This window comes from Acidovorax sp. 210-6 (assembly GCF_010020825.1).
Classification (GTDB): Bacteria; Pseudomonadota; Gammaproteobacteria; order Burkholderiales; family Burkholderiaceae_C; genus Simplicispira; species Simplicispira sedimenti.
The window spans coordinates 1-24,060 of record NZ_JAACJE010000003.1 but is presented as its reverse complement, the minus strand read 5'-3'; the positions used below and the strand labels follow the sequence as shown (position 1 = coordinate 24,060).

The window sequence follows — 24,060 nt, the reverse complement described above, 5'->3', positions numbered from 1 at the left end:
CGAAATCACTGTACGGCACGCAAGCCGTAGACTTGCGAAAAATCCAGATCCCGCGCAACAAGGATCTGAATGTGCTCACCTTGGTTAACGTGCATTGTTGGTGGAATGTTGGCTTGATCTTTCAAGATGGCGCTAACTACTTGTTCCCCTGATTGGACGGTTCCGCCGTAGATGTTGTTGATATCCCCACCAGCGCCGTCTTTCTTCGTCCTGTTATTGACGACAGTGTTCACCGTGTCTTTGATGAAGCTCGTCAATATTGCTGCGCCAAAGCGCTCCCAGAAATGGTTATCGACATAGCCGCTGATGCCGCTACGTCCGAGAGAATCGGTTCCTGGAGAATTTAGGTTCACCGCTACACCAGCGGGTGTCTTTGCGCGTGTCCACAACAGGAACATTCGGGCTTGTCCGCGCTGTAGTGCACCCGCGTACTCGCCTACGAGCTGCGTGCCTCGGTCGAGCAGTAATACGCGCCCGTTATCGGAATAGACATCGCGTGTCAGTCGGCACGTTGCCATGCCTGGCACCGATGAGTCGATGGCGGTTTCCAGGGCGCAGTCCAGTGTTGCCCCTTTTGCGAGCAGGTAGTCCCGGCGCGGGAGAACTGTCGCCGCCACTGCTTCGGTTACTGTGGGTTTGAGGCGCTGGCCAAGCGTGGATGGCCCGCCGCTGGAGGAAATGGAAATGGCGTCGCTTTGTGCGCCATCTATGGTGCTTCCGTCGGGGGCTACAAAGCCCCCACCGGCGCCCGGCCCCGTGAGCCGCTGCATCCGTTCCAATTCCATGTCCGCCCGGCTGGGCGCCGTTCGCCCTGTAGAGCTTGGTGACGCGCCTCCTTGCGCAACCAGGTTGCCGCCCATTTTGCGTTTCATCACATCGTCCTCGTCTTCCGGCTCTGGGGCTGTTGCGATTTGGGCCACTGGTGCGGGTGGTTTTGGGGGCGGCACAACCAAAGGCGGCAGTCTATTGCTGATTTTTGCGTCGTCGGTTTTCTCTGCCGGTGCGCTGGGCGTGCGAGTCATTGCCAGGACTGCCGCCAGTGCGAGCAATCCCATAAATGCATAGCCTGCTGTGGTGACGAGTTTCGAGTTTCGCCTACGGGTTAACGATGGGAGGTCGGCATTCGCATCAAAATCGCCATCATTTTCTTGGGCATTGAAGTCTTTATTCTGTCCGCGCCAACCATCGTTTCGTGCCGAATTTTCCATGTTTGATGGATTGGCGTCGTCCTTATTATCTTGATCGCGGCTCATCAGTTCACCTCCTTTATGACGCGCTCCACATCGGGGGCGACAGTTCCCGTCAGGTTGTTGTTTCCACCAGCACGGTCGTATGACTTGTTCAAAATGCTTGCGACGAAATGGCCCTTTCGCAGAACGAACTTTTCCGCAAGTCGATGTATGACTATAGTGTTTCCGCTAACCACATTCGTGTTGACAAGAGATTCTTTTCCATTGGTGTCTGTTTCGTACACCGCCGGCATTTCAGAATTATTATTAAATATTAAATATGTGAATCGCCCGTCGTCGTATGCCCCGTTGGGCGTTACTTCGGTGTGGCCCGCGACCCAATAATCTAGATTATGACCGGCCTTTGAAGGTGCTTTTGTCAGTCGATTCTTGATGTCTTCGCGTTTCAGACGTTCCGCTTCGGCTTTTGCGCGGGCATTCGCATTTGCGGTTTCTTCATCAACATAGCGGAAGGATAGTGAATAAACCAGATCGCGATTAGCCCATGCTGTTTTATGCTGTTTCTCGTTGAGGACAACAACGACAAATTGGTAGGTTCTCTTATTGGTGACAACCGTTATGTTCGTGTCTCCTTCTTTTGCGGTCGGTTTAATGAATAGATTGTTTCCGCGAGGAACCACTTTCCATGCCAGGTCGTCGCCTACCGCCACATCTTTAATCTGCTCTGCCTCACTAAATTGGACGTGTGTTGATACGCCAAAAAATGTATTAAGCCGCACAACTCCCTTCGGGTCATATGTCACGACCCGCACACGAGCATCAGACGCACCTGCATCTGGTAATGTTTCGGCCAATGAATAGCAGCAAAGCATACTGAGCGCACTGGCAACTATCATTTTTTTCATCATTAGTTTGCCCTGGGTTGATGGTTATTAATAGGAGTGCTTGTTGCCACAGGCTGGCCGTTAACCTGCTGTGGAATAGGCTGCATTTGAGGTGGGGGTAACACTGGCTGCTGCACCGGGATGCCGGAAGGGGGTGCTGTGACTTGGATTGCCGGGGCGGGAGGCGCGATTTGCGGATTTGCCGGCAAGGCTGTGCCGGGCATGGGCGAAATGCCAGGTGCATTTACCGGGATTTGCTGCGGGGGTTGTTGCTGCGGCGCAATGCCGCCGCCTGGACTGGCGGTGCTTTCCATGGTGCCTGCGTGTGGCTCTGCCGGGGCGCTGGCAGGAAGACTCACTTGCGTCATTTGCGGCTGTGGTGCCTGATACGTACTCTTTTCGACAGCCGTTAATGATTCTGGATCAGTACGATAATCCGTGACTTGAAAACCGAGCGGGTTGATCGCTCTGTCTGTGTCGGACATAGGGGCGCCAACGTATTTGAAAGTGACGGTTGATGCCCAATGCGAAAGCTCTGGTCTGTCTGTCCCGCGCACCACTTCTTTGACGTAGCGAACCAGCGCGACATTCGATTTCACGAAAGACGTGCTCTTGACAGTAATATTGACCTTTGCATACTTCCCGTAGACATGCAAAGGGGATTGAGCGTTCTTTGGTGTGAAGTAATCGTAGTAGCGTTGTTGTTCGGTGCCATTGCTTAGAAGGCCAACGGTGCGATAGTTGGTATCGGATAATTCTCGGTAATATCCTTCACGCGATCGCACATATATTTGTGCGAAATATTTATTGATAGCTTCGTTGTATGTAGTGTCTCCACCATTTAAGGCGCGCGCCACATCAACAATGCCGGTCGTGTTATCGACCCGAATGACGTATGGTTCCACCGTTTTGAGCGGAACCAACATGGCGACGGCGGCGACAGACAGCACTGTGAGAAAGAGGCTCACACCTGCGATGCGCCAGGCGATTTGCCTGGATTTTTGTTCCAGAAGTACTCTATCTGTTTCCCAGCTTCGGACTTCGCAAAGGTACTTTTCGGTGTCGGATTCCGGTTTGCGCTTTGTCATTTTAGATACTTTATGAATACGTAATCTTTGCTGGCGGCAGGGTCATTTTTATAAATGACCTCGAAGACGCCCTTTCCTTGTTTCCCAATCTCGTAAAGAGCAGCTTCAAGTGATACCTGTCGAAGATCTAAGGAAACCAATTTTCGCCTTTCATTTTTGCCACTCGATGGGAGAATTGTTAATTGTGGTTGTATTTCTTGGAGTTCTCTGAAGGCGTCTTCTGCGCCGCCGCGAAATTTGAAATCAAATATTTTTGGTGTTAGCGGCGATGGTGGTTTGAAGTATGGTTGGTTAATTGGCCTGTATTCACCAACTACGGCTGGAGGCGGTTTGGGTGAACCTGCACAGCCTGTTAAAGCCAACGCGGAGCCCATAAAAATGAGAGCGAGTTTCGTCATTTGTTTTTCCCGACTGTATTTGATGAGTTGCTTTTGAATCGGTTTGCGACGGCTCGCGCCCCGCGAGCTGCCATGGATGGATTGTTTTGAGCCCATCGAGCATTTGTGGCCGCTTGTCGGCGTCTGCTGCGCCAATCGGAAAGTAAGCGACCTGATGCCAGGCGATAGCCTGCTTGCGAGGCTCCTTTAATTTTATTGAAGGCCCAGCCGACTGCTCCCATGGTATTGACTGCCGTTCCACCGCCTAAAGCCGACGCGATAGAGCTGACCTGAAATAAAAGCAGTATGATTACCACACAAATGGCTATTATCATGACCGCATCGGAAAAACCAGGTCCAGCAGCTTGAGCGTTGTTGACTGATGTTTTCAGGGAGTTTTCTAGGAAAGCGCCGGTTAGTTTTAATATTGCGGATGTTAATATCACTACGAATCCGAAACTTAATACTTGCCCTATCCATGAATCAAAGAAACGCTTTGTGCTCTCGAACATTGTGGATAAAACAAACATTGGCCCAATCGCAAGCATTACGGCCAGGGCAATTTTTGATAAGACAAATAAAAATGCCGCGTATCCTGTAAGCAAAATTGCGGCAATGCATATTACCCAAGACATAATGGTTAGCGATATGTCTGGAATCCCCATGTGCGTATTCTTATCAGCGGCTTCTCTCCATAGGTCGCTGTAGTGCCATAGCATTCCGAATATTACATCAAGAAAGTGGATTTTGTCGTTAACTTGACCCCCGGCTATTATCGCGGCCATTCTGTCTGGTGATTGCCAAAGCCAATCAACGAGGAATTGAGAGTAATAACCTAACGATAGAGCAATTGCACATACGACGGTCAATTTAACTATGCGGTGTATTCCGTCGGTGACGGGTTCTGTAATGACTCCGCGTATCATTGACCAGCCCCAGAACATTGTATAAATCATGAGCAACGTTGTCGCTACGGGAGCAATGGCTCCGATGATGGCGGCTGCTGTCGAGTTGATGTAGTTTTGTAGTGGGCTTGTAACTTGATCCATCAGCGATGTGTAGAATTTGTCGGCCATTCTATTCCGCCTTTTTTGAGATCATCATTTTTTGACGAATAATGTATTTTGATTGGGCATTCATTCTTTCCCGAAGAGTTCTTCTTTGCTGGGCATGGTTGCGAATGATCCGGGAGCTTCACGCATTGCTTTAATGGTTTTTTTCCGTTTGGCTTCGATTGCGTTTTGGCATCGGACGTGTTGTCGAAAATCGCCTTGGCAATTTGTGTCGATGTATGAAATGAGTTCGTTTATTGACGATGTGGTGACGTCAATTTCTGGCGGCGAATTTGGAGTGCAGCCCGCAAAAATCACACATGCTGTAATGATATGGAATATTTTGCTGTACATATTAGTTACCGAAAAGTTCTTCTTTGCTGGGCATGGTTGCGAATGATCCGGGAGCTTCACGCATTTGCTTAATATTAATCCGTCCTTGTTCTGATATTTTTCGTTGTTGGATTTCTTGTAGATTTTTTAACATTGCCAACTTCGTGGTTTCGTTCTGCAGCATCACTTGCTCCGCCTGGATTCGTGCTTGCAGGTCTTGCATATCCTTGGCGTCGGGGATTGAGGCATCGTTGATCTTGTCGAGCAAAATCTGAATGTCGCCGAAACGTCGGCTTGCCTGTTTGTAGCTCTCCAGGGCCATCGCTTCGTCGATGGACAGTTGATCCCGGCGCTGCTTGTAAAGGCCATCACTTCCAATGGGGTTGTCCAGAGCGGAGCGCAGCGCTTGCCAGTCACCGTAGCCACGGCTCAGAATGTCTCTGTATTCGTCCGGGAGGTAGCGCCGGAGCTGGGGATTGTTGACCAGGCTTGCCATTCCGCGAATGCCGTTGAGGCTGCGATATTCCTCGACGAGCTGGTTATATTCTTGGATCATTTGCGCGTACTGCGCAGCCCAGGATGCAATTTGAGTCGTTTCCTTTGCGATGTTCCCGCTGCCGCCGAGTCCCAGGAATGCGAAGGCAGGTGTTACGAAGACAGAGAGGGCTGCCGAGGTAATTACTGCAGTGGCGATTTTCTTAACGGTCGATTTTTTGCTCATGATGTTGTCCTTTCTTTACGGATTTTATGAAATTCTGGTAGCCAAATATCTGGGTCTTCGCCCAATTGTGAAACCAACTGTTCTGCCAAAATTGATGTGGCTGTGTTGCCGGACAGTACGGCAAGTTCATCGTCAAACCCACGCAAGTCCAATTCCGCGACTACTGAATTGGCCCCTTGCTTGATTAGGAAGCGGCGTGACTTTTCGGGAAGATCGCGGATAAGCTCATACTCTTTCTCCGAGAGCTTGAAATGTTTTATGTAGTCTTCTCTGTCTGCTTCTGGATTTGGCAGGAAAATCTTTGTTGCCGTTTGTTCAATGATCGCGAAGGCGATTGGAGAGCGGATAACTTGCTTGGGTGCTTGGGTGAAGCACACCAAAAACCCGTCTTGTTTACGGATGGTCACCAGCTTGTTTTTAACGAAATCCTCGAATTCTGGATCGTCCAATAGCTTCCAGAATTCGTCCATGAAGATGATGACTCGACGTCCATCGAAAAGTGATTGAATGCGGTGCATCAAATACATGATGATGGGGGTTCGTGTTTCGGCGTTCTCCAGGAACTCGGTAACGTCGAATCCGATGATTGGGTTTTCATCGATATTCATGGTGTCCTCGACGTTATCAAGCGCCCAACCTAAAGGGCCGATGCCGTGGCACCAGCGCGCTAGTCGCATGTGTATGCCGTTTTGTTCTGTGGGGTTGAGAAATTGCATGATTGCCGAAAGCCTGCGCTGGCTGCGTGGTACTTGCGGGTTCATGACGCCTGCGATGGCCTTTGCGATTTCTGCCTCGTCTCGCGGCGAAATCGGCATTCCCTCTCGCTTGACGAGGTAGCGCACCAAGTTTTCGAGGAATGTGATGTTGTTGGGTGTGGGATCGAGCTGGAACGGATTAAAGCCTGTTGGCACACCGTTTTTCAGCGGGTAATATTTGCCGCCCATGGCGCGAACCGCGACGGCTGCGCCCAAGTCTTTGTCGAACACAATGGAAGTAAGGCGCTTCTGTGGCGGCTTATTGAATTTCTGCACTTGTGCGAGAAGAAAGCCCTCAATCACAGTTTTGCCGGTGCCGGATTTGCCAAGAACGACCGTATTGGCGAGTTCCTTGTGATTGGGGTCTAGCTTCGCTGCCTTCTTGGCATCCGCGCCGTCTTCGCTTTTGTGAAAGCTGAAGTAGTAGGGAGTACCCGAGGTTGTTTTGAATATCGTGACTGCTGGCCCCCATTGATTACCGTTGAGTCTTCCGATGGGGAAATTATGTAAACAGGAGAAGGCGCAGAAATTGCGGCTGGTTATGTCTCCGGCTCTAACCCGGTAATCGAAATTCCCAGGCATCAACGAATAGTATGCTGCAGCCATGCCCAGGTCTTCGCGCGACCACTTGATGCCAGCGTCACTCAAGATTGATCCTGCGAGAGACACATAGCCATTGAGACTTTTTTCGTCGGGCGCTTTGATCATTAACGCGAGGGAGTGGGTTCCCATTACAAACACGTTGCTTGTTAGATCATCGAGAGCGTCGTTAATTGCTTCGACCTGGCTTGTCGCAACGTCGCCTGCATTGATTAAGCGTTTCTGTTGGCGCGTCATCCTTCCACGGGCGGCGGGTTTTGACAGGAATGTGAACGACTGTCCGAGTGTGAATTCAAACGGAACAGATAACAAATCGTCGAGCATACCCGTCGTGGTCTGAGAGGGGTATTCTTGGAAAGCCAAGGCCGCACAAAAGTAGTCATTTGTCGGTGTACGCAAACTCATCAATCCGCCTTTGCCGAAGAATGGGCGTGATGTGGGAAGCGTGTCGCGCAATTCCGCGCGGGGCAGCGGGAAGCGCTGCCACATTCCGTTCAGGATGTAATTGAGAAATTCGCAAGTCTCTGAAAAGTGATTGCCCTTGTGCTCGTAGCAACCTAACAAGGTCGGGTCATAGCGATCCAGCGCAGTGACCGTTGTTGCAATCAAGTCTTCCATCATCTCTATGCCCTCATGCTGCCGCTCCATCAGCTCTTTTTTGCTGGGGCGCGAAAACATATTGACGACTTTTGTGATGCTTACCGGATTGGGCCGGAACACTACGGATATGTAGAGTTCGTTGACCATCAGTGTCGTGTCTTCGATTCGACTTCGGTATTTGTCGTTGACGGAATTTACAAATCCATTCGGATATGAGCCGTCGGGGTATTCGAACACGGCCCTGCGCACTATGTGGCTCCATATCGCGACATGTGGGGAGCTGATGTTTCGGATGTAACCGTTTAATTGGTTGTGCCAGCCATTCAGATCCGCAATGTCGGCGCTTTGATGAGCAGCGCCGGATAGCCGCACTGTGAACATCATGTCGCCATTGATCATGGCGATGATGTTTTGTGTAATGTGTCCAGCGTAGGGCAAGAATGCGGATACACCGACCTCCTTGTCCAAAGCTGCTGCAAATTTGAGATTTCCCCTCATTTTTCCCTCACTTTTTCGCGGACGCGAAAACCTTGCTTTTTCTTGATCGCGGAAGTGCGGCGGACCCATGGGGCGTGAAACTCGCTGATTTCCAGAACCAGCGATTAAGACAGCGTCCATTCGTCTTTGCGTACTTAGTCAAACTGTCGAAACGACCGGGGTCTGTTGACGATATGACGTACATCAGACTATGAGTTGGGACGAGCAGGAGCAACCAGATGGGATTTCCAATTGCCAGGAACACGCATCCGACCAGGATCATTTCAGCGACGAACGCGGTGAAATGAACGCCAAATACTGTGGCGGGTCGTGTAAGCCCGACGAATAACTCATCAACTTCCAATTGGGCTTGTTTTTCGATTTCGTCCATGCTCGCCCTGCCTTTGTTACTGAACTGCGCTGATGATGTAATCGACGATTGCAGCGGCGCCAAAAATCAGCACGATGCCGATGATGATTTTGATAGCCCAATCCCATGACAATTTACCAGCAATAGCTGCAATGCCGCAGGCAATAACAGCGATGATTGCGAGAATCCGCGCAAGGCCGCCGGTGAAAATATCCAGCACCTTTTGTGCTGCGCTGTCCCATGGTTCTGCCATTGCAATATCTGGAGCCAAGAAGAACAATGCTATCAGTAGCATGCCGATGGTTGTCAGTGTCTTGGCGTTGATATCTTTCTTTTCGGCTGCATTTGCGATATATGCGTTTTTGATTTGAGTCAGCATTTCTTTTCCTTGTGTGTTGGTGGAATGAAAAATATCCAATCAATTTTTACGGTGAAACATTCTTGTTTTAAATGTTTTACCATTCTGTCCAAACTGGCCCACTCTCTCGGTTTTCCTCGCGTGGACAATATGGGGTGCGGTTTGTTGCTCCGTTTTAAGATTACGTGTATTTCATATCTCTCGCTTTCGTTTTCTCTGATTTGTAGCGTGTCAACTTGATTTGTTTTAAGGTAATTTAATAAATCCGCATCTAGTATTCCTGCTGGGCTTTTAAATGTCATTGCTTTGGGTGCCTTGCTACTAAATCAGGTTTGTTTCTTTTGTTTGGAAACGTCGCTTTGCAGCCGCTCTTGAATCCAGAGCAGCCCCAGAAGTCGTAGCCTTCCTTGCCTTTCTTGGTGTGGCGTAAGAGCGGTTTGCCGCACGCCGGACAGGCGTGGCCCGAGTCCTTCGGCGTTTCCTTTTCACCGGGTTGACCGTCTTTGTCTGGCTTGGTGACGGAGCAGCCTGGATAACCGCTGCAGCCCCAGAAATGCCCCGACTTGCCGGGGATGCGGCGCATTGCGCTGCCGCACTCGGGACAGGGGAAGCGTGGTGCGCCAGTCCCTTGCCTTTCCAGAGTTGCCAGCTCCTGATCGAGCCTGTTGTGGCTTGCCAGGACGGTAGCCAGGTAGGAGCTCTGACCGGTGGCGATCTTGTCCAACTCGGCTTCCACGTCGCGGGTGAAAGCCACGTCCATGAAGGAGAAGGCCTTGCTGAGTTGATCGACGATGAAAAAGGCTGTCTCGGTCGGGAAAAGAAATTGCTTCTTCACCGCGACATACCCGCGGCGCTCGATGTTGCTCATGATGGCCGCGTAGGTGGCCGGACGCCCTATTCCCTCGGCCTCTAGCTTGTCGATCAACGAGGCCTTCGTATAGCGCTTCGGTGCCCTGGTTTGCTTGGCGAGAACTTCACCGCCTGCAGGAGTGAGCTGCTGTCCGGCAGTGAGCGGCGGCACCGGGTTGGACGCCCCGCCCTGCCCTTCCTCGCCGCCTTCTTCATCGGCTTCGTCGGCCAGCAGCTCCAGCCAGCCGAGTTCTTGGAGTGCTTCGCTGCGGGCCTGGAAGTGAACGGGCTTGCTTTCGACCTGGCCGGAAAGCCGCGCAGTGCGCGTGGTGTAGATGGCATCGGCCAACTGGCTTGCGATGGCGCGCTGGCGGATCAGACGATAGACAGCCTTCGCTTCATCGGTGTCCCCGGCTTCGTCCACCTCCCAATGCGTGGGGGTGATGGCCGGGTGCCCGGCCTGGGCGGCCTCGGGAGCCTTGAAGGTGCGCAGCTTCGGTGCCATGGCCCAGCCCATGGCCTTTGCCAGCGCCTCGATATGAGGGAAGTCCTCTTCGCTGATGTTTGGGTTGTCGGTGCGGTGGTAGGTGATGTGGCCGCCCTCGAAAAGCCGCTGCGCGATACGCATGGTTTCCTCGGGATCGAGGTGCAGCTTGACGCTAGCGGCCTGCTGCAACCCGCTGGTGGCCAGGGGCGGGTGAGGGGCGCGGCGGCGCTTGCCGTCCACGCAGGATTCGACAATGGCGCAGTCGAGTTCCGACACCTTGACCGCGAAAGCGTGGTCTTGGAAGTGGGGCCGATCTTCCGGCGCGAAGTCGGGCACGACTTCCCACATTGCCGACCAAGTGCGCCAGGCGGATTTCGCGTCCGCGAAACCTGCCGTGTCGCCCTGCCCTGCCGAGAAGTCCAGGCGCACATGAAAATGGCTTGTGGGTACGAAGGCCGCAATCTCGCGCTCTCGCATGACGACCAGCGCAACGGCCGGGCTTTGCACGCGGCCTGCAGAGAGGGTCATGCCGCCCATGCGGGAAAGCACAGGACTGACGGTGTAGCCCACTAGCCGATCCAGCACGCGGCGGGCCTCTTGGGCTCCAACGAGGTTGTAGTCGATCCCTGTGGGCGCTGCCACGGCCTGGCGAACCACGGAGTCCTTGATAGCCGAGAAGCGCACGCGCTTAGCGTCGCGGCCTAGCTTGAGTTCGCGTGCGAGGTGCCAGGCGATGGCTTCGCCTTCGCGGTCGGGGTCGGTGCCGATGTAAATTTCCTGCGCGCGTGCGCAGTGGTCGCGCAGCCGTCCGACGATGGATTTCCCGCGTTCGGAGAGGGTGTAGAGCGGTTTGTACTTAGGCGGCTCCACGCCGATTTCGCGCTCGGGAAGGTCGCATATGTGGCCCAGGCTTGCGGCGACCTTCCAGCCCGGGCCGAGGATGGCCTTGAGTTCCTCGACTTTACCTTGCGATTCGACGATCAGTAGCTTCATCGGACTGCCTCAAAACACCATTGCCTGAGCGGCTTTGTTTTCGTCGCCGGGGGTCGTGTTCGTGGTCGCGCTGTTGCCGCCTCCCTCGCCAAATACCATCGATGGATCTGCGGGGCGTTGAGGTTGTGCGGGTTTCGGGTCTTTTGCTCGTGTTGCTTGTTGTGGTGTCGTAGCTAGTACGAGCGATCCGCGTGACTCGCTGTTGTCTTGCCTTGTGCTGCCTGCCGCGGCGCTTTCGGTGAACTTGATCGCTGGGACTGTGTAGCCCTGGGCGATTTGCTGATTTGCTGTTGTGACTTTGGACACGTACCCATTGCGTAGTCCTTTGGCGAAGTCGCCCGTGTTGTATGCACTCAGTGCTTTTTTGAGAGCCTCTTGTGGCTCGCCGGGGGCTCTGATGTAGTTGTTGGTCAGGATGGTTGCGGCTGCAGCGAGGTTTTTGCAGGGGTCGAATACGTCGTCCACGGTGATTCCAAGTCGTGGCAAGTTGTCTGAGTTGATTTGCCCGAGACCCATGTCGATGTTGTGGCCGCGTGTGATCAAATCTTTGGCCGTTGCTACGGCTTCGGCTTTGGTTTGCGGCTGTCTCTTGAGAACAGCGGTTCGCTTGTTGATGCCGATGGCGAACTCGCGAAACGCGCTTTCCGCTTTGACGATTGCCGCGATCGTTTGCGGGTGTACCGTTGGAGCGCATTGCTGTGCCAGTGCTATGAAGTCCATTTACTTACTTTCCGTTTCGTTTATCGATTGGCGTCAAAGTTATATGTTTTGCTTTGCGGAATGATAAATATAAAAAGTAAAAATCAATGGATTTAATAATTGTTTTAGCGGTAATTTATTGTTAATGTTGTAATCCAGTGTTTGCATAGTTGACAGCTTCGGTCATTCTGGAGAGTTGGCTGTCTTCAACTCTTATGACTAAACGCGACTACGCAGTTTTTTTGTCTTTGCTGCGCCAGGCGCGGATTGACGTTGGTATGACACAGGCTGACGTTGCGCGGCGACTTGGTGTGCCGCAGAGCTACGTGAGTCGCTGTGAGTCGGGTGTCCGCCGAATGGATGTTGTTGAGTTGTTCGCCTGGCTGGATGCGATTGACCGCGACTGGATCACCTTCGTGGTTGTGCTTGGCGATGCGCTTGGGCGACATGGCTTACAGGTCTTCCCGGAGGCTTGAGCATTTTCGCGTCCGCGAAAACCGGACGCCCCCGCCCCTGCGGGGCTTTGCGCTGCTCGCCTGATTCGGCTCGATCCCTGCGGGATTGCCCTGGCGGGCACAGCTCCAGGCCGCCTTGCTGCGCTCTAGGGGGCAATGCTTCGCATATCCCCCGCCGCTGGGGCTTCCCCCTTGGAAGACAGCAAGAAGGGCGCAAGGCCCTACTTGCGGGGCAATCCGGGGCATGTGCCCGAAGCCCGCGCGCTTGCGCGCGGGTTGGCCGGTAGGGGCCGGGGCGGTAGCCCTGCAGCTCGCTTTGCGAGCTGCACCCCGGTATCCCGGCCAAGGTATGCCCTGGCGGGCCTACGCTTCAATCTCTCTCGTGTTCGCTGCGCGAATACTCCCCTTGGTGCATTTTTGTAGCCCAACAGCCCTGTTTATCAGGGCGCGGTTTGAGGGCGGGGAAGTGCTGGGTGGGTGTTTCGCGGTGGGTGTCTGTTGCGTGTTGGCGCTGCTGGTGTTACGCCGCTGTGCGGCTACATGGGGCGTTGCCCCATACCCGGATGCTGGCCAGGTCTTAAGTGGGAGGTGATTTTGGGTTGCAATGTATTACACTTGAGCAACCTAATCAGGTTGACGGATAAAATGGGATTGGTATAATATCAATCATGGTGAGGCAAAGGAAATCACCAGTAACAAGGAAACCAACCGGCCCGAGGGTCATTTTTAGGAATCAGTATGGCTTTGAACAAGGTGCAATTGATTGGGAACATTGGTAATGCGCCGGAGGCGCGCACCATGCCCGATGGCAATGTGGTGGTCAACTTCCGTGTGGCTACAACGGAGGCTTGGCGCGACCGTGAGAGCGGCGAGCGCAAGGAGGCCACGGAATGGCACACGGTGGTTTGTTATCGTCGTCTTGGCGAGTTCGTGCGGGACTACTTGGGCAAAGGGCGCCAGGTGTACATCGAGGGCAAATTGCGCACGCGCAAGTGGACTGACAGGGAAGGTATCGACCGCTACACCACTGAGGTTGTCGCCGATGAGGTGCAGCCGCTGGGTGCGCGGCCCCAGGGGGACGGTGAACGCCCTGAGCCTTCGGGCCAGGCAGGCGGGGTGCCTTCCGGCATGCCCGAGGACGACGACCTGCCCTATTGAGGGCCGGTGGGCGGTTTTCGCGGACGCGAAAATCTAAGTCAACCGCCGAAGGTTGCACCTGTGGTAAACCGCCCGTGTCGGATCATCAACAATCGTCTAGTCAAGCATGTTGCCTTCGGGCAGGAGCAGGAGATACCATGAAAATTCTGGCAGTTGCGAATCAGAAGGGTGGCGTTGGAAAAAGTACGTTGACCGTTCACCTGGCCTACGCGGCCATCGAGGCCGGTTTGCGCGTGTTGCTGGTGGACATGGACAAGCAAGGCAGCCTGTCCCTGAGCTTCCCCCGGGCCGATGATGGAGAGCCAGGCATCGTGGCATCCCGGCTCTATGAGGCCGAGCCGCCGCAGGCCTCGCCCGAGTGGGTTGCCGATGGCCTTGCCATCATCCGCGCCGACAACGGGCTGCTGTCCATCGACAAGGCCGAGAACCAGGTGATCCGCCGTCCCGGTACTGCGCTGCGCCGCTTCGCGCAGGACTTTGACTTGTGCCTGATAGACACCCCTCCCCTGCTGGGTGTTCGCCTCATGGCATCCCTGGCCGCCGCCGATTACGTGGTTACACCGGTATCCGTGGGCCTTTACGAGCTTGCGGGCGTGGCCGACCTGATCCAGACCATCCACGTGATCCGCACCCAGGGCTTCAACCCCCGCTTGAAGCATGTCGGCATTTTGCCTATGAAGACTAATAACCGCAGCGTCGAGGAACGCGAGGCGCTGGACTCGCTGCGCGAGCAGTACGGTGCCGCCATTCTGCCCGAGGTGCTGCCCGAGCGTGCGCCCGTGCGTAAGGCAATTGCCCGGCGCCGCCCGGTATGGGTGGGTACCCGAGGGGAAGGTCATTTGCTGGCCGCCAACGAGTGGCGCGCAGCCTGTGATTCGATTTTGGGGAGGATCGCCAAGTGAAAGCCGTAACAGCCAAGAAACCAGCAGCCACGACGAAGGGGCAAAACGCCGTGAAGAAGAACGCCATCGCCACCGCCAAGAAGCCAGCCGCCAAGAATGCAGCCAATGCCTTCGCAGGAGCTGGAAACGCGCTGGGTGCCGGGATAGACGCCCTCTTTGCCCAAGACGACCTGCCCGAATTCCCGGTGAATCTGGACGACGTTGAAATTGTTGAACAGGTGCGGGAGGAATTCGAGAGCGATGACCAGAGCCTTGACGAGCTGGGCGACAGCCTGGCCAAGTTCCAGATCCAGGCGATCTTGCTGCGCGTGATGCCCGCAGGCCATCCCAAGCCGTACCGCCTGGTGGCGGGCGAACGCCGCATGCGCGCCGCGCGCATGAAGGGCCTTTTGACGCTGCGCGCCAAGGCCAAGGAAATGACGGACGAAGAGGCCGAAGACCTCCAGTTCGCGGAGAACATCCACCGCCTGAACCTCTCGCAGATTGAGGGAGCCAGGAAGGTGCAGCGCGATCTTGACGCCCTGGGATCCGTCGAGGCTGTCTTGGAGAAGCACAACAAGAGCCGTGCATGGCTGTCCAAGGTGCTGTCGCTGCTGCACCTGCCCGAGCAGGCAAAGCGCCTTGTGACCGAGAACATCAGCGCCGACACAGAAGTGATTTCCACCGTGCGCCAGGTCGAGAAGGTGAGCCCGGCCAAGGCCAAGGAGCTTGTTGACGACCTCAAGCAATCCAGGGGCAAGCAGGATGCCCGCGTCAAGGCCCAGGCCGTGCGCGATGAGGTGAAGCCTAAGAAGGACGGCAAGGACAAGAAGGGCGCGGACAAGGGAACCACCGTGGCCCAACCGAAGGACACACGCACGATTGATATTCTGGCCGAGCACGGTACAGCGGTTGACGTGTCCGGACTGCTGGTGGACATATACCAACGCCTGACTCGCGACGACCAGCGCCCCGAGCAGGTGCTTGCCGAGCTAAAGCCCGAGGAAATCAGCGCGTGTTTGACGGTTTTAAAGCCAGCTTTCGATACTGCGCGTAAGGCAGAGAGTTCGGGAAAGCATGTTTTTGCTGGCCTGCGCGCTGGGCGGTATTCCACGGAGGGTGCTGGAGCCCTGCTTCTGGCCGCGTGCATGTGCGGTTTTGATGCCACTGGTGGCGAACTGCGCCTCGATGAAATATTCGCCGTTGTTCGGGCTTGATTGGGTGTGAAGCGGGGCGGTGTGCGGTTTTGTCCCTGTCATCGTGTACCGTCAGTGGTTTCGCAATCGGGGTGATATATGACAAAAGAGACGGCTGTATCTGTGGCCGAGTTTGAGGCGCTGCAGCGGCTGGTTTGCGACAGTCTTAGCGCGGATCGCATTGCCGCCGCGCGGTTGGTGATGGTCGATGGATTGTCGTACCCGGATGCTGCGGAGCGATACGGCGTGACGAGGCAGGCCGTCTGGAAGACCGTGCAGCGGATGTTTGAGACGCTGAATGCGTACCGTGAGGCGAGGGTGTTGGAAGATGCTGCGCTTGCGCGCGTCTTGCCCCGTGGGTGGCGACGGGCGACAGTGAGTGCACCAGGTGCAATTGTTGATCGGTTCGAAGCTGAAGCCGAGGTGGCGTACCAGGCGCGTATGCATCAAGTTGCTGCTGCAGAAGCGGCATTGAGAGCGGCGCAAGTCGTAAAAAAAAGCCCGGCCAATCGGCCGGGCTAGGTCTAGTCAAGCCGGAGCGGGGTAAGCAGCGGCTTCGAAAATTATAGCGGATGGTGGATATGGCAAGCAAAAAACAGGATACGGTGATTGATTACCGGTCTGGTCATGTGCCTGAGTGGGTTCGCAGGGCTATTGATGAGCAATTCGCCATCGAAGACGAGGACGCTCGCCGTGCCGGAACTTTGGGGTATATGACTCGCGCCTTGGTGCTGGCCACCATGCCTTACAAGGATCCGAAAGCCGATGTGTTCACGCGCATCAATGGGGACTTCAAACTACGGATATTGGCCGGGTATGAGGGTGGTATTCCCTACGGTATCTATCCCCGGCTGCTCATGTCCTGGGTAACGACCGAAGCGGTGCGCAACCAATCGCCGATGATTGAGCTTGGCGACTCGCTACGCTCTTTTCTACGGGAAGTGCTTGAGCTGCGCAGCAATAGCGGCGGGCAGCGCGGCGCGGGCACGCGGGTTGCCGAGCAGATGAAGCGCTTATTTGGGGCGCTCATCACGGCGCAGATGGCGCGGGGTGCTGCCAGCGATGGCAGCTTTGTGCTGCGAAACATCCTGATCGCCGAAGGCCTGCGGCTGGAGAACGAGGACGCATTCAACCTCGACACGCCGGCGTCCGATGGCGAGCGCGCCCTCTGGGTGCCGCAGCATGCGCAAGACGCAGGCAAGTGGCAATCGCACGTCAAGCTCAGCACGCCCTTCTACAAGGAGCTGATCGAGCACCCGATACCCATTGACCTGCGGGCCTATAAAGCCTTGCGCGGCTCGCCCTTGGCGATGGACATTTATTCCTGGCTGACCTACCGGATGAGCTACACCGACCGGCCAACGAAGCCGATCCGCTGGGAGTCCCTGATGGGGCAATTCGGATCATCGTTCAACACGTCCGACATTAACCAGGCATCGCGGGACTTCAAGAAGGGGTTCTTGAAGGCGTTGAAGGCCGTCCAGATCGTGTACCCCGCCGCCCGCCTGAAAGTGGCCGACAACGGGCTTGTGCTGCTGCCCTCGCCGCCTCACATCGCGCCCGCGACCGAGTACAAGCCCAAGGATGACGATGGGCAGCCCTCGCTGTTTTGATTTTGCAAAGGGAATAGGATGAGCAAGCAACATGCACCCCTCTACATCGTCGGTGGCCTGGCGCTGGCCGTATTCGGCTATGCCGTCTCAGGGCCGTCCACGCCCAATTTCGGGCTTTGGCTGGTCATGCCCTGCGTCCTTGTCGCCGGGGGAGTCCTGCGGCTGCTGCGCCGGGGTTGAGCGTCATGGAGCAGCCCACAGTCGCCATCACCCGCGAGCTGGACGGGCTGCGCGGCAAGGCAGACCCGGAGGCCAATGCCCGCCGCGATGAGCTGTATGCAAGGCTGCGCCTGATTGGTGCCACGGCGGCTTTCTTCGGCGGCTACGATGGCATGAAGAAGTTACACGACGCTGCAGAGCAGCTTGTGGGCAACACGAACGAGGCGGGCTACTATGTCAACAGGGCGTGGGATCTAGGTGGGCGGCTGGCTCGCCTGAACCACGCCAGAGTGATTGCGCGGACGCGAAAATGAAAGGACGATGCAATGAAGCAATGGACGCAAACCGAGGCCGTGGCATACGAGTGTGCCCGCGAAGTGATTACCGACCTGATGGCGATCCAGACCGGCCAGATTGCCGAGGAATCCAGCAAGCCTGACCCTGATGCTGCACGCATCGAGGGCTTGCGCGCCGAGCGCTCGCGGCTTTTCCTTGAACGTGCAGATCTGCGCGTCAATGACAGCGCCGAGGTGGCGCGCATCCGCGCTGAATACGGGGCGCTCGTTCGTTCCTGGCGTGCCGACCGCCAAGCGGTTGCAGCATGAGCCCGCTTGCTCGCCGCCTGTTCATCACGAACAAGGCGACCATCGGCAAAGACACCTTCGGCAATGTGATCGAGGTGGAGGGCGAATTCCTGAACTGGTTTGCCCGGAGCCTGCCCTTTCTGATTGTGGGCCTGTGGGCCGCGCTGGTGATGGCGGCCCGGTAGTTCATGGCGCCGAATCCAGACCAATACCGCCTCACCGAAGAGCAGCACCAAGCCATTTTCGAGCAGGACATTAAGCCCGTGCTTTTCGCGGGCGCGAGGCCCGTTGAACGGCCCGTGGCCGTCATCTTCGGCGGCCAGCCAGGCGCAGGCAAGAGCGCAGCCGTCGAAGCCGCAAAAGAGGAACTAGGCCCGCGTGGCGGTGCCGTGGAAATCATCGGTGATGACCTGCGCGGGTTCCACCCGCACTATGCCCGCCTGATGGCGAACGACGACAAGACCGCCGCTTTCTATACCGACCGCGACACCGGCCGATGGGTCGAGAAGGCCATCGCCGAGGCCAAGGCGCAGCGCATCAATGTCGTGATCGAAGGCACCATGCGCGACGGTGCCAAAGTGGCCGCCACGATGGAAAGCCTTCGGGCCGCTGGCTATCTGATTGATGCCCGTGCGCTGGCCGTTAATGCACGCCTGAGCGAGCAGGGCATTTTGCAGCGCTACGAGAACCAGAAGGCCGACCGTGGGGTAGGGCGCATGACCACCGCCGAGGCCCACCAGGCGGCCTACGATGGCATGCTGCAGACCCTTGACCGCATCGAGCGCGACAAGCTGGCCGACCGTGTGACGATCTACCGACGCGGTGCCGAGGCGATCCACGGCAACGCGCTCGAAAACGGGCAGTGGGCGCAGGAGCCACAGGCCCGCGCCGTGGTGGAGGCAGAGCGCGCCCGGCCCATGACGTTGCTGGAGCGACGCGACTACTCGAAGGGGTTTGACGACCTGGCCGGGATGCTCGCCAAGCCTTCGCGCCAGGCCAGCGCGGCGGAAGTCAGCAGGGTTGCGGAGTTGCAGCGCCAGGCGCGGGCGATGGTGGCGGCCGAGGTGTTCCGCCAGGAATCGCCGGAGCAGGCCATGCGGCAGCATCCAGAGCTGGCACCTGCGTATGGTGCCATCCAAGCCATCGAGGCCAAGGCCAAAGTCGAAGGCCTGGACCCGCAGCAGCGCGCCCTTGTCATGGCGCGGGTGCATGAGAACGCGGCCAGGTCGATTGAGCGCGGCCACGTGCCGGACGTTCAGGTGATCGAGAAGGAACAGGCGAGGGAGAGCCGCCGCGAACCCGAGCGGTGATGCGCTGAATAACTCCCGCGCCTACGCCCGAGCGATGGGCACCTGGTGCCAGTCGGTGGTGTAGTGCGGTGTTCGCCGCGCCTGGCGCATGGCCCAATCGCGGCGCATCGTGGCGATGCCTACGCCGCCAGGCTGGATGGTGGCCTTGCCCCACCGACCGTTCAACTTGTCCATCACGGCCATCAGTGGGCCGCGGTCGCGGCCCGCATCATCATCCAGATCCAGCTCGCCCTGCAGGGTGCCGGCGTCGCACAGATCCATCAGCATGACCCCTGCTTTCGCCAGGTCGTAGCCTGGCTCGTAGATTAGACGCATGCCCAGGATGGCCGCCTCGGTGATCTGTGGCGTCAGGCTGCCGCCGATGTCCCCGCTACCGTCAATTGGGCCGCAATGTACAAAACGCTGCTCGGCGAACTTGTTGCCTTGAGCGCGCAAGGTGCGGTGCCAGATGCTGAGTTGCGTGCCCGTCTTGAAGCCTTGATCACCGAAACCCAGAAACGCAAACCACCGAGCAGGGCCTCCCTGGTCCGCGAGGGATTGATTGATGGAATTCGCCCCGTGCGGTCGTTGCTCGTCGCCATTGCAAAGCTGCCCTGGCAGGCCACCGGCGAGCATCCTGCCATCGAGTACCTTGCCAAGCTGCAAGCTTTATATCTCAAAGGATCCAGAAAGCTGCCAGTTGAAGTGGTGGCACCAAGTCTGGGAATGATCTGGCAGGTTTCGATCTCCAGCCCAGACCGGGAACGGGCGTTTCAGGCGTTGGAGGTGGCCACCCTGTTTGCCCTGCGCCGCGCGGTGCGCAATGGCTCGGTCTGGATTGAGCACAGCCTGAGCTTTCGGGGTCGTGCGCGCTTGTTCTTCACGGACGAGCGTTGGCAGGCAGAGTCCAAGAAACACTATGCCCGTCTATCGTTACCCAGCAAGGCTGCCACTTTCTTGAAGCCTTTGCTGGCCAGAGTAACTGCCGGTGTCGATGCGGTGGCCGCTGCAGCCCGCAGTGGCGTACTGCGCGTGGATGATGAACTCCATTTGTCGCCATTGCCCGCAGAGGACGAAGACCCAGAAGTGACCAAGCTGCGCGCGGCTTTGGATCACCGCATCGGTGAGGTTCAATTGCCGGAAGTGATTCTGGCCGTTGACGCCCAGGTGCGCTTTAGCTGGATCATGCTCGGACGTGAGCCGCGCTCTACCGACGAGCTGCTGATGGTCTATGCCGGCATCATGGCCCACGGCACCAGTCTGACTGCGGTCGAATGCGCGCGCATGATTCCGCAATTGTCTGCCACCAGCATTCGCCAGGCCATGCGCTGGGCGCGGGACGAACGGCGTCTGAGCCAGGCCTGCCAGGCTGTGCTGGAATTCATGCAGCGACACCCGATTGCCGCCACCTGGGGGCGGTCCGATTTGGCATCTTCTGACATGATGACCATGGAGACCACCAAACGGGTGTGGCAAGCCCGGCTTGATCCTCGGCGCAACACACCTTCCATTGGAATCTACTCCCATGTAAAAGACCGGTGGGGCATCTTCCATGCGCAGCCCTTTGTGCTCAATGAGCGCCAGGCGGGCGTGGCCATTGAAGGTGTCATCCGCCAAGAAAAGCTGGAGACCAGCCAGCTTGCTGTGGATACCCATGGCTACACCGACTTTGCCATGTCACATGCCCGTTTGCTTGGTTTTGATCTTTGCCCGCGGTTGAAGGAACTCAAACAGCGCCACCTCTTTGTGCCACGCGGCACCAAAGTGCCCGCAGAAATCGCTGCGGTGTGCGAAGCCAATGTCGACGTCGCTTTGATCGAAAAGCATTGGGATAGTCTGGTGCACCTGGCAGCCTCGGTCATGAGCGGACATGCCAGTGCGGTGGCAGCTCTTGCGCGGTTCGGTTCTGCCGCCCAGGGCGATCCAATCTATGAGGCTGGCGTGCAATTGGGGCGGTTGCTGCGTACGGCGTTTTTGGCTGACTACTTTGTCAAGGACGCTTTCAGGAACGAGTTGCGCCGGGTGCTCAATCGGGGCGAGGCTGTTAACGCCCTCAAGCGCGCCATTTATACCGGCCGGATCAGCCCGGCGCAGGCCAAACGTGTCGATGAAATGCAGGCTGTGGCCGATGCGTTGAGCCTGATGGCCAACATCGTGATGGCGTGGAATACCTCACAGATGCAGGCGGTCCTGGATCGCTGGTCGAACCGCCGCCAGGTCATTCCACCGGAACTGATCGGGAAGATTGCGCCCACCAGGCTGGAGAGCATCAACTTGCGGGGTGTGTTTCGCTTCCCGGTTGACCGCTATGCTGACCAAATCCTGCCTTCGCGGCCAAATGCATCGATAACTGGCACCAATGGATGAAACCGACCACGGTTTGACGCCACGAATCGCAGATTTGAAAGTGAACAGGAAAGTCAATGAAATCAACGATCTACCAACACCACCTCCGCGCCAGTGCTAGCTTTTCGTACCGTCACTTATTGCACTGAAAACGAGGAGACCCCAACGTGGACATCCAGATGCGCACCAATGTGCCGCACATCTTCGCCATCGGCGACATCGTGGGCCAGCCCATGCTGGCGCACAAGGCGGTGCACGAGGCGCATGTGGCGGCGGAAGTGATCGCCGGCGAATTGCAGGGCAACAAGGAACTGGCCAGCGCCGCCTTCAACGCCCGCGTGATCCCCAGCGTGGCCTACACCGACCCCGAAGTGGCCTGGGTGGGCCTGACCGAAGACCAGGCCAAGCAGCAGGGCATCAAGGTCAAGAAGGGCCTGTTCCCCTGGGCGGCCTCGGGCCGCGCCATTGCCAACGGCCGCGACGAAGGCGTCACCAAGCTGCTGTTCGACGACAGCCCCGAAGCAGGATCAGGAGACGGCCATGCTGGCCGGGGCCACGGCAAGATCCTGGGCGGCGGCATGGTCGGCACGCATGCGGGCGACATGATCGGCGAGATCGCCCTGGCCATCGAGATGGGTGCGGACGCTGTCGACATCGGCAAGACCATCCACCCGCATCCGACGCTGGGCGAGAGCATCGGCATGGCGGCGGAAGTGGCGCATGGCAGCTGCACGGATGTGCCGCCTGCGCGCAAGTAAGTCCGCAGCCAAGCTACCCTGACAAGGCCCGAACTGGCGACGGTTCGGGCCTTGTGCTTTGCGTACCCAAACAATCGCCGCAGAATACTGTGCATTTGTACAGTATTCATGTCAGCCACTTCCAAGCCCAAGCTCTACAACCCACGCCACCCCGAACGCACGCTGCTCTACCAAATGGTAGCCGAGCACTACGAGACCTGGCTAGAGTTGGCCAGCGCGGGTCAGTTCGACGGCCAGGGCGACCACCACACCCCCAAGCCCTTCGTGCGCAAAGCGTTTGCCAAGTATCTTGAGTGCGGCATCTTTGCCCATGGCTTTGCCCGCGCTCGCTGCGGCGACTGTGGGCACGACTACTTTGTAGCCTTCTCCTGCAAAGGCCGGGGAGTCTGCCCCTCGTGCACCACGCGGCGGATGGTGGAGACGGCGGCACACCTGAGCGACCACGTTTTCCCCCGCCTGCCGGTGCGCCAGTGGGTGCTCTCCGTGCCCAAGAGGTTGCGGTACTTCATGCAACGCGACGGAGCGGTGCTGAGCATGGTGCTGCGCATCTTTCTGCGGGTGATCGCACAAACTCTGCAGACCCACAGCCCCGGTGCGGCCCATATGGACAAGGCAGGCCTGCACATCGGTGCCATCGCCTTCATTCACCGATTCGGCTCCAGCCTCAATGAACACGTCCACTTCCACGTTTGTGTGGTGGACGGGGTGTTTGAGGAAGTGGAGGGCGAGGGCGATGCTGATGCGACCCCTCGAATCTCATCGCCGGGTGTCATCTTTCACGCGGCCACCGGCATCGATGCGGCTACCGTGGCCCCAGTGCAGACCACACTGCAAAAACGCATCCTGCGCGCCTTCGTTGCTCGGGGCCTGCTGGAGAACTGTGACGCCAAAGACATGCTGGGCTACAAACACAGCGGCTTCTCGGTGGACGCCGGTGTCTGCATCGAAGCCCACGACCGCGCTGCGCTGGAGCGGCTGCTGCGCTATTGCGCGCGTCCACCGTTTTCCATGGAGCGCCTACGCAAAGAGGGAAGCAAACTGGTGTACCGCTGTGCCAAACAGCGCAGCGAGCCCACCAGTGACAAGCGTGGTGCCAAGGCAGATGAGCTGCACCTCACACCGCTGGAACTGATCGACCGCATCGCCGCGCTGGTGCCACCGCCACGCACCCACCGGCACCGCTACTTTGGTGTGCTGGCACCAAACTCGCCGCTGAGAGCGGCGGTAACGGCGCTGGCTCAGCCTGCTGCGTCGCAACCAGCCACGGTGGAGACTGCACAACCTGGCGCGGGCGTACCTGGGGTGGCGGCGCCGGGCAACGCGGCCACACCCACACCCGAACCTGAAGCACGCCCGAAGCGAGCGGCGCATTACTTGTGGGCGGTGCTGATTGCCCGCATCTACGAGGCATTTCCGCTGCTGTGCCCCATGTGCGGTGGGCAGATGCGCATCATTGCCTTCATCACCCACAGCGCCGAAATCCGCCACATCCTGAACCACATCGGGGTGGAGTCTGCCCCCCCGCACATCACCCCGGCACGCGGGCCACCGCTGTGGGAGGGCTGCGACGCGCCGGTGGATGATGGTGCGCAAGGCGAGCCGGATTGGGATCTGGCAGCTCAACCCGACGAGGTAGACCAGCGCGTCAATTGGTGACCCAGTGAAGCGGCGGTATCCATCGCTGCGGGGAAGCAGCTGCGCGCGCGCCAGGCCCAAATGCATACTGCCTCCCAAGCTCTTGCCATTGAGCGGCAAGCGAGCGCTCAACCTTCCTTGGCCGAACGTGTT

General features: G+C 57.3%; 24 protein-coding genes and 2 pseudogenes. 14 read left to right on the top strand and 12 right to left on the bottom strand.

Annotated elements, in window-relative coordinates:
• Nucleotides 1–5: 5 nt before the first annotated feature.
• The 11 genes from virB10 to GWK50_RS19285 form a co-directional block, all read right to left on the bottom strand.
• Nucleotides 6–1,253 (bottom strand): type IV secretion system protein VirB10, encoded by a 1,248-nt coding sequence (gene virB10 / locus GWK50_RS19335; protein WP_162018206.1) that lies wholly within the window; start codon nt 1,251–1,253, stop codon nt 6–8.
• Nucleotides 1,253–2,098 carry a P-type conjugative transfer protein VirB9 gene (virB9, locus tag GWK50_RS19330; RefSeq protein WP_242455508.1) on the bottom strand — a complete coding sequence of 282 codons (846 nt, stop codon included), beginning with the start codon at nt 2,096–2,098 and terminating at the stop codon, nt 1,253–1,255. Before virB9 ends, virB10 begins: the two co-directional genes overlap by 1 nt.
• Complete coding sequence (locus GWK50_RS19325) at nt 2,098–3,162, bottom strand: virB8 family protein (RefSeq protein ID WP_162018205.1); 1,065 nt, start codon at nt 3,160–3,162, stop codon at nt 2,098–2,100. Before GWK50_RS19325 ends, virB9 begins: the two co-directional genes overlap by 1 nt.
• Nucleotides 3,159–3,560, bottom strand: coding sequence for a hypothetical protein (locus GWK50_RS19320; protein WP_162018204.1), 402 nt, complete (start codon nt 3,558–3,560; stop codon nt 3,159–3,161). Before GWK50_RS19320 ends, GWK50_RS19325 begins: the two co-directional genes overlap by 4 nt.
• Complete coding sequence (locus tag GWK50_RS19315; RefSeq protein ID WP_162018203.1) at nt 3,557–4,615, bottom strand: type IV secretion system protein; 1,059 nt, start codon at nt 4,613–4,615, stop codon at nt 3,557–3,559. The genes GWK50_RS19320 and GWK50_RS19315 overlap by 4 nt, the downstream gene beginning before the upstream one ends.
• Nucleotides 4,616–4,946: 331 nt before the next feature.
• Nucleotides 4,947–5,645 (bottom strand): type IV secretion system protein, encoded by a 699-nt coding sequence (locus tag GWK50_RS19310; RefSeq protein ID WP_162018202.1) that lies wholly within the window; start codon nt 5,643–5,645, stop codon nt 4,947–4,949.
• Nucleotides 5,642–8,167, bottom strand: a complete 2,526-nt coding sequence (locus GWK50_RS19305) for a VirB4 family type IV secretion/conjugal transfer ATPase (protein WP_242455507.1) — start codon at nt 8,165–8,167, stop codon at nt 5,642–5,644. Before GWK50_RS19305 ends, GWK50_RS19310 begins: the two co-directional genes overlap by 4 nt.
• On the bottom strand, nt 8,106–8,468 hold the full coding sequence (locus GWK50_RS19300) for a VirB3 family type IV secretion system protein (RefSeq protein ID WP_162018201.1): 363 nt from the start codon (nt 8,466–8,468) through the stop codon (nt 8,106–8,108). Before GWK50_RS19300 ends, GWK50_RS19305 begins: the two co-directional genes overlap by 62 nt.
• Nucleotides 8,469–8,484: 16 nt before the next feature.
• Nucleotides 8,485–8,826 (bottom strand): TrbC/VirB2 family protein, encoded by a 342-nt coding sequence (locus GWK50_RS19295; protein ID WP_162018200.1) that lies wholly within the window; start codon nt 8,824–8,826, stop codon nt 8,485–8,487.
• A gap of 277 nt (nt 8,827–9,103) precedes the next feature.
• Nucleotides 9,104–11,134 carry a DNA topoisomerase gene (locus GWK50_RS19290; RefSeq protein ID WP_162018199.1) on the bottom strand — a complete coding sequence of 677 codons (2,031 nt, stop codon included), beginning with the start codon at nt 11,132–11,134 and terminating at the stop codon, nt 9,104–9,106.
• Nucleotides 11,135–11,143: 9 nt separating this feature from the next.
• Complete coding sequence (locus GWK50_RS19285) at nt 11,144–11,854, bottom strand: lytic transglycosylase domain-containing protein (protein ID WP_162018198.1); 711 nt, start codon at nt 11,852–11,854, stop codon at nt 11,144–11,146.
• Between the two features lie 194 nt (nt 11,855–12,048).
• Between GWK50_RS19285 and GWK50_RS19280 the strand changes: the two genes are divergently transcribed.
• The 11 genes from GWK50_RS19280 (at nt 12,049) to GWK50_RS19230 (ending at nt 19,189) form a co-directional block, all read left to right on the top strand.
• Nucleotides 12,049–12,309 carry a helix-turn-helix transcriptional regulator gene (locus tag GWK50_RS19280; RefSeq protein WP_162018197.1) on the top strand — a complete coding sequence of 87 codons (261 nt, stop codon included), beginning with the start codon at nt 12,049–12,051 and terminating at the stop codon, nt 12,307–12,309.
• Between the two features lie 717 nt (nt 12,310–13,026).
• Nucleotides 13,027–13,446 (top strand): single-stranded DNA-binding protein, encoded by a 420-nt coding sequence (ssb, locus tag GWK50_RS19275; protein ID WP_162018196.1) that lies wholly within the window; start codon nt 13,027–13,029, stop codon nt 13,444–13,446.
• Nucleotides 13,447–13,583: 137 nt separating this feature from the next.
• Nucleotides 13,584–14,348 (top strand): ParA family protein, encoded by a 765-nt coding sequence (locus GWK50_RS19270; protein ID WP_162018195.1) that lies wholly within the window; start codon nt 13,584–13,586, stop codon nt 14,346–14,348.
• Nucleotides 14,345–15,544 carry a ParB/RepB/Spo0J family partition protein gene (locus tag GWK50_RS19265; protein ID WP_162018194.1) on the top strand — a complete coding sequence of 400 codons (1,200 nt, stop codon included), beginning with the start codon at nt 14,345–14,347 and terminating at the stop codon, nt 15,542–15,544. Before GWK50_RS19270 ends, GWK50_RS19265 begins: the two co-directional genes overlap by 4 nt.
• A 78-nt stretch (nt 15,545–15,622) precedes the next feature.
• Complete coding sequence (locus tag GWK50_RS19260) at nt 15,623–16,045, top strand: TrfB-related DNA-binding protein (RefSeq protein WP_162018193.1); 423 nt, start codon at nt 15,623–15,625, stop codon at nt 16,043–16,045.
• Nucleotides 16,046–16,104: 59 nt separating this feature from the next.
• Nucleotides 16,105–17,136 (top strand): replication protein RepA, encoded by a 1,032-nt coding sequence (locus tag GWK50_RS19255; RefSeq protein ID WP_162018192.1) that lies wholly within the window; start codon nt 16,105–16,107, stop codon nt 17,134–17,136.
• Nucleotides 17,137–17,154: 18 nt separating this feature from the next.
• Nucleotides 17,155–17,316, top strand: a complete 162-nt coding sequence (locus GWK50_RS19250) for a hypothetical protein (RefSeq protein WP_162018191.1) — start codon at nt 17,155–17,157, stop codon at nt 17,314–17,316.
• Nucleotides 17,317–17,321: 5 nt separating this feature from the next.
• Nucleotides 17,322–17,609, top strand: coding sequence for a hypothetical protein (locus GWK50_RS19245; RefSeq protein WP_162018190.1), 288 nt, complete (start codon nt 17,322–17,324; stop codon nt 17,607–17,609).
• Between the two features lie 12 nt (nt 17,610–17,621).
• Complete coding sequence (locus GWK50_RS19240) at nt 17,622–17,900, top strand: hypothetical protein (protein ID WP_162018189.1); 279 nt, start codon at nt 17,622–17,624, stop codon at nt 17,898–17,900.
• Nucleotides 17,897–18,064: a hypothetical protein gene (locus tag GWK50_RS19235; protein WP_162018188.1), complete on the top strand. Its 168-nt coding sequence runs from the start codon at nt 17,897–17,899 to the stop codon at nt 18,062–18,064. Before GWK50_RS19240 ends, GWK50_RS19235 begins: the two co-directional genes overlap by 4 nt.
• Before the next feature lie 3 nt (nt 18,065–18,067).
• The gene (locus GWK50_RS19230; RefSeq protein WP_162018187.1) at nt 18,068–19,189 is read left to right on the top strand and encodes a zeta toxin family protein; all 1,122 of its coding nucleotides are present in this window, start codon (nt 18,068–18,070) and stop codon (nt 19,187–19,189) included.
• 21 nt (nt 19,190–19,210) lie between these two features.
• Here the strand turns inward: GWK50_RS19230 and GWK50_RS19990 are convergent, their stop codons facing one another.
• On the bottom strand, nt 19,211–19,363 hold the full coding sequence (locus GWK50_RS19990) for a DUF4113 domain-containing protein (RefSeq protein WP_242455511.1): 153 nt from the start codon (nt 19,361–19,363) through the stop codon (nt 19,211–19,213).
• Nucleotides 19,364–19,516: 153 nt separating this feature from the next.
• Here GWK50_RS19990 and GWK50_RS19220 point away from each other — a divergent pair.
• The 3 genes and pseudogenes from GWK50_RS19220 to GWK50_RS19210 form a co-directional block, all read left to right on the top strand.
• Nucleotides 19,517–21,535: pseudogene (locus GWK50_RS19220) on the top strand (Tn3-like element IS1071 family transposase); the annotation flags it as partial.
• Between the two features lie 143 nt (nt 21,536–21,678).
• Nucleotides 21,679–22,272, top strand: a pseudogene (locus tag GWK50_RS19215) (FAD-dependent oxidoreductase); the annotation flags it as partial.
• A gap of 108 nt (nt 22,273–22,380) precedes the next feature.
• Nucleotides 22,381–23,928 (top strand): IS91-like element ISPps1 family transposase, encoded by a 1,548-nt coding sequence (locus tag GWK50_RS19210; protein WP_011117152.1) that lies wholly within the window; start codon nt 22,381–22,383, stop codon nt 23,926–23,928.
• The last annotated feature ends 132 nt before the right edge of the window (nt 23,929–24,060 follow it).

Excerpts from the sequence above, each read along its gene's own strand:
- virB10 (WP_162018206.1), bottom strand. The coding sequence starts at position 1,253 with ATGAGCCGCGATCAAGATAATAAGGACGACGCCAATCCATCAAACATG.
- virB9 (WP_242455508.1), bottom strand. The coding sequence starts at position 2,098 with ATGATGAAAAAAATGATAGTTGCCAGTGCGCTCAGTATGCTTTGCTGC.
- GWK50_RS19325 (WP_162018205.1), bottom strand. The coding sequence starts at position 3,162 with ATGACAAAGCGCAAACCGGAATCCGACACCGAAAAGTACCTTTGCGAA.
- GWK50_RS19320 (WP_162018204.1), bottom strand. The coding sequence starts at position 3,560 with ATGACGAAACTCGCTCTCATTTTTATGGGCTCCGCGTTGGCTTTAACA.
- GWK50_RS19315 (WP_162018203.1), bottom strand. The coding sequence starts at position 4,615 with ATGGCCGACAAATTCTACACATCGCTGATGGATCAAGTTACAAGCCCA.
- GWK50_RS19310 (WP_162018202.1), bottom strand. The coding sequence starts at position 5,645 with ATGAGCAAAAAATCGACCGTTAAGAAAATCGCCACTGCAGTAATTACC.
- GWK50_RS19305 (WP_242455507.1), bottom strand. The coding sequence starts at position 8,167 with ATGGGTCCGCCGCACTTCCGCGATCAAGAAAAAGCAAGGTTTTCGCGT.
- GWK50_RS19300 (WP_162018201.1), bottom strand. The coding sequence starts at position 8,468 with ATGGACGAAATCGAAAAACAAGCCCAATTGGAAGTTGATGAGTTATTC.
- GWK50_RS19295 (WP_162018200.1), bottom strand. The coding sequence starts at position 8,826 with ATGCTGACTCAAATCAAAAACGCATATATCGCAAATGCAGCCGAAAAG.
- GWK50_RS19290 (WP_162018199.1), bottom strand. The coding sequence starts at position 11,134 with ATGAAGCTACTGATCGTCGAATCGCAAGGTAAAGTCGAGGAACTCAAG.
- GWK50_RS19285 (WP_162018198.1), bottom strand. The coding sequence starts at position 11,854 with ATGGACTTCATAGCACTGGCACAGCAATGCGCTCCAACGGTACACCCG.
- GWK50_RS19280 (WP_162018197.1), top strand. The coding sequence starts at position 12,049 with ATGACTAAACGCGACTACGCAGTTTTTTTGTCTTTGCTGCGCCAGGCG.
- ssb (WP_162018196.1), top strand. The coding sequence starts at position 13,027 with ATGGCTTTGAACAAGGTGCAATTGATTGGGAACATTGGTAATGCGCCG.
- GWK50_RS19270 (WP_162018195.1), top strand. The coding sequence starts at position 13,584 with ATGAAAATTCTGGCAGTTGCGAATCAGAAGGGTGGCGTTGGAAAAAGT.
- GWK50_RS19260 (WP_162018193.1), top strand. The coding sequence starts at position 15,623 with ATGACAAAAGAGACGGCTGTATCTGTGGCCGAGTTTGAGGCGCTGCAG.
- GWK50_RS19255 (WP_162018192.1), top strand. The coding sequence starts at position 16,105 with ATGGCAAGCAAAAAACAGGATACGGTGATTGATTACCGGTCTGGTCAT.
- GWK50_RS19250 (WP_162018191.1), top strand. The coding sequence starts at position 17,155 with ATGAGCAAGCAACATGCACCCCTCTACATCGTCGGTGGCCTGGCGCTG.
- GWK50_RS19245 (WP_162018190.1), top strand. The coding sequence starts at position 17,322 with ATGGAGCAGCCCACAGTCGCCATCACCCGCGAGCTGGACGGGCTGCGC.
- GWK50_RS19240 (WP_162018189.1), top strand. The coding sequence starts at position 17,622 with ATGAAGCAATGGACGCAAACCGAGGCCGTGGCATACGAGTGTGCCCGC.
- GWK50_RS19235 (WP_162018188.1), top strand. The coding sequence starts at position 17,897 with ATGAGCCCGCTTGCTCGCCGCCTGTTCATCACGAACAAGGCGACCATC.
- GWK50_RS19230 (WP_162018187.1), top strand. The coding sequence starts at position 18,068 with ATGGCGCCGAATCCAGACCAATACCGCCTCACCGAAGAGCAGCACCAA.
- GWK50_RS19990 (WP_242455511.1), bottom strand. The coding sequence starts at position 19,363 with ATGGACAAGTTGAACGGTCGGTGGGGCAAGGCCACCATCCAGCCTGGC.
- GWK50_RS19210 (WP_011117152.1), top strand. The coding sequence starts at position 22,381 with ATGTCAGCCACTTCCAAGCCCAAGCTCTACAACCCACGCCACCCCGAA.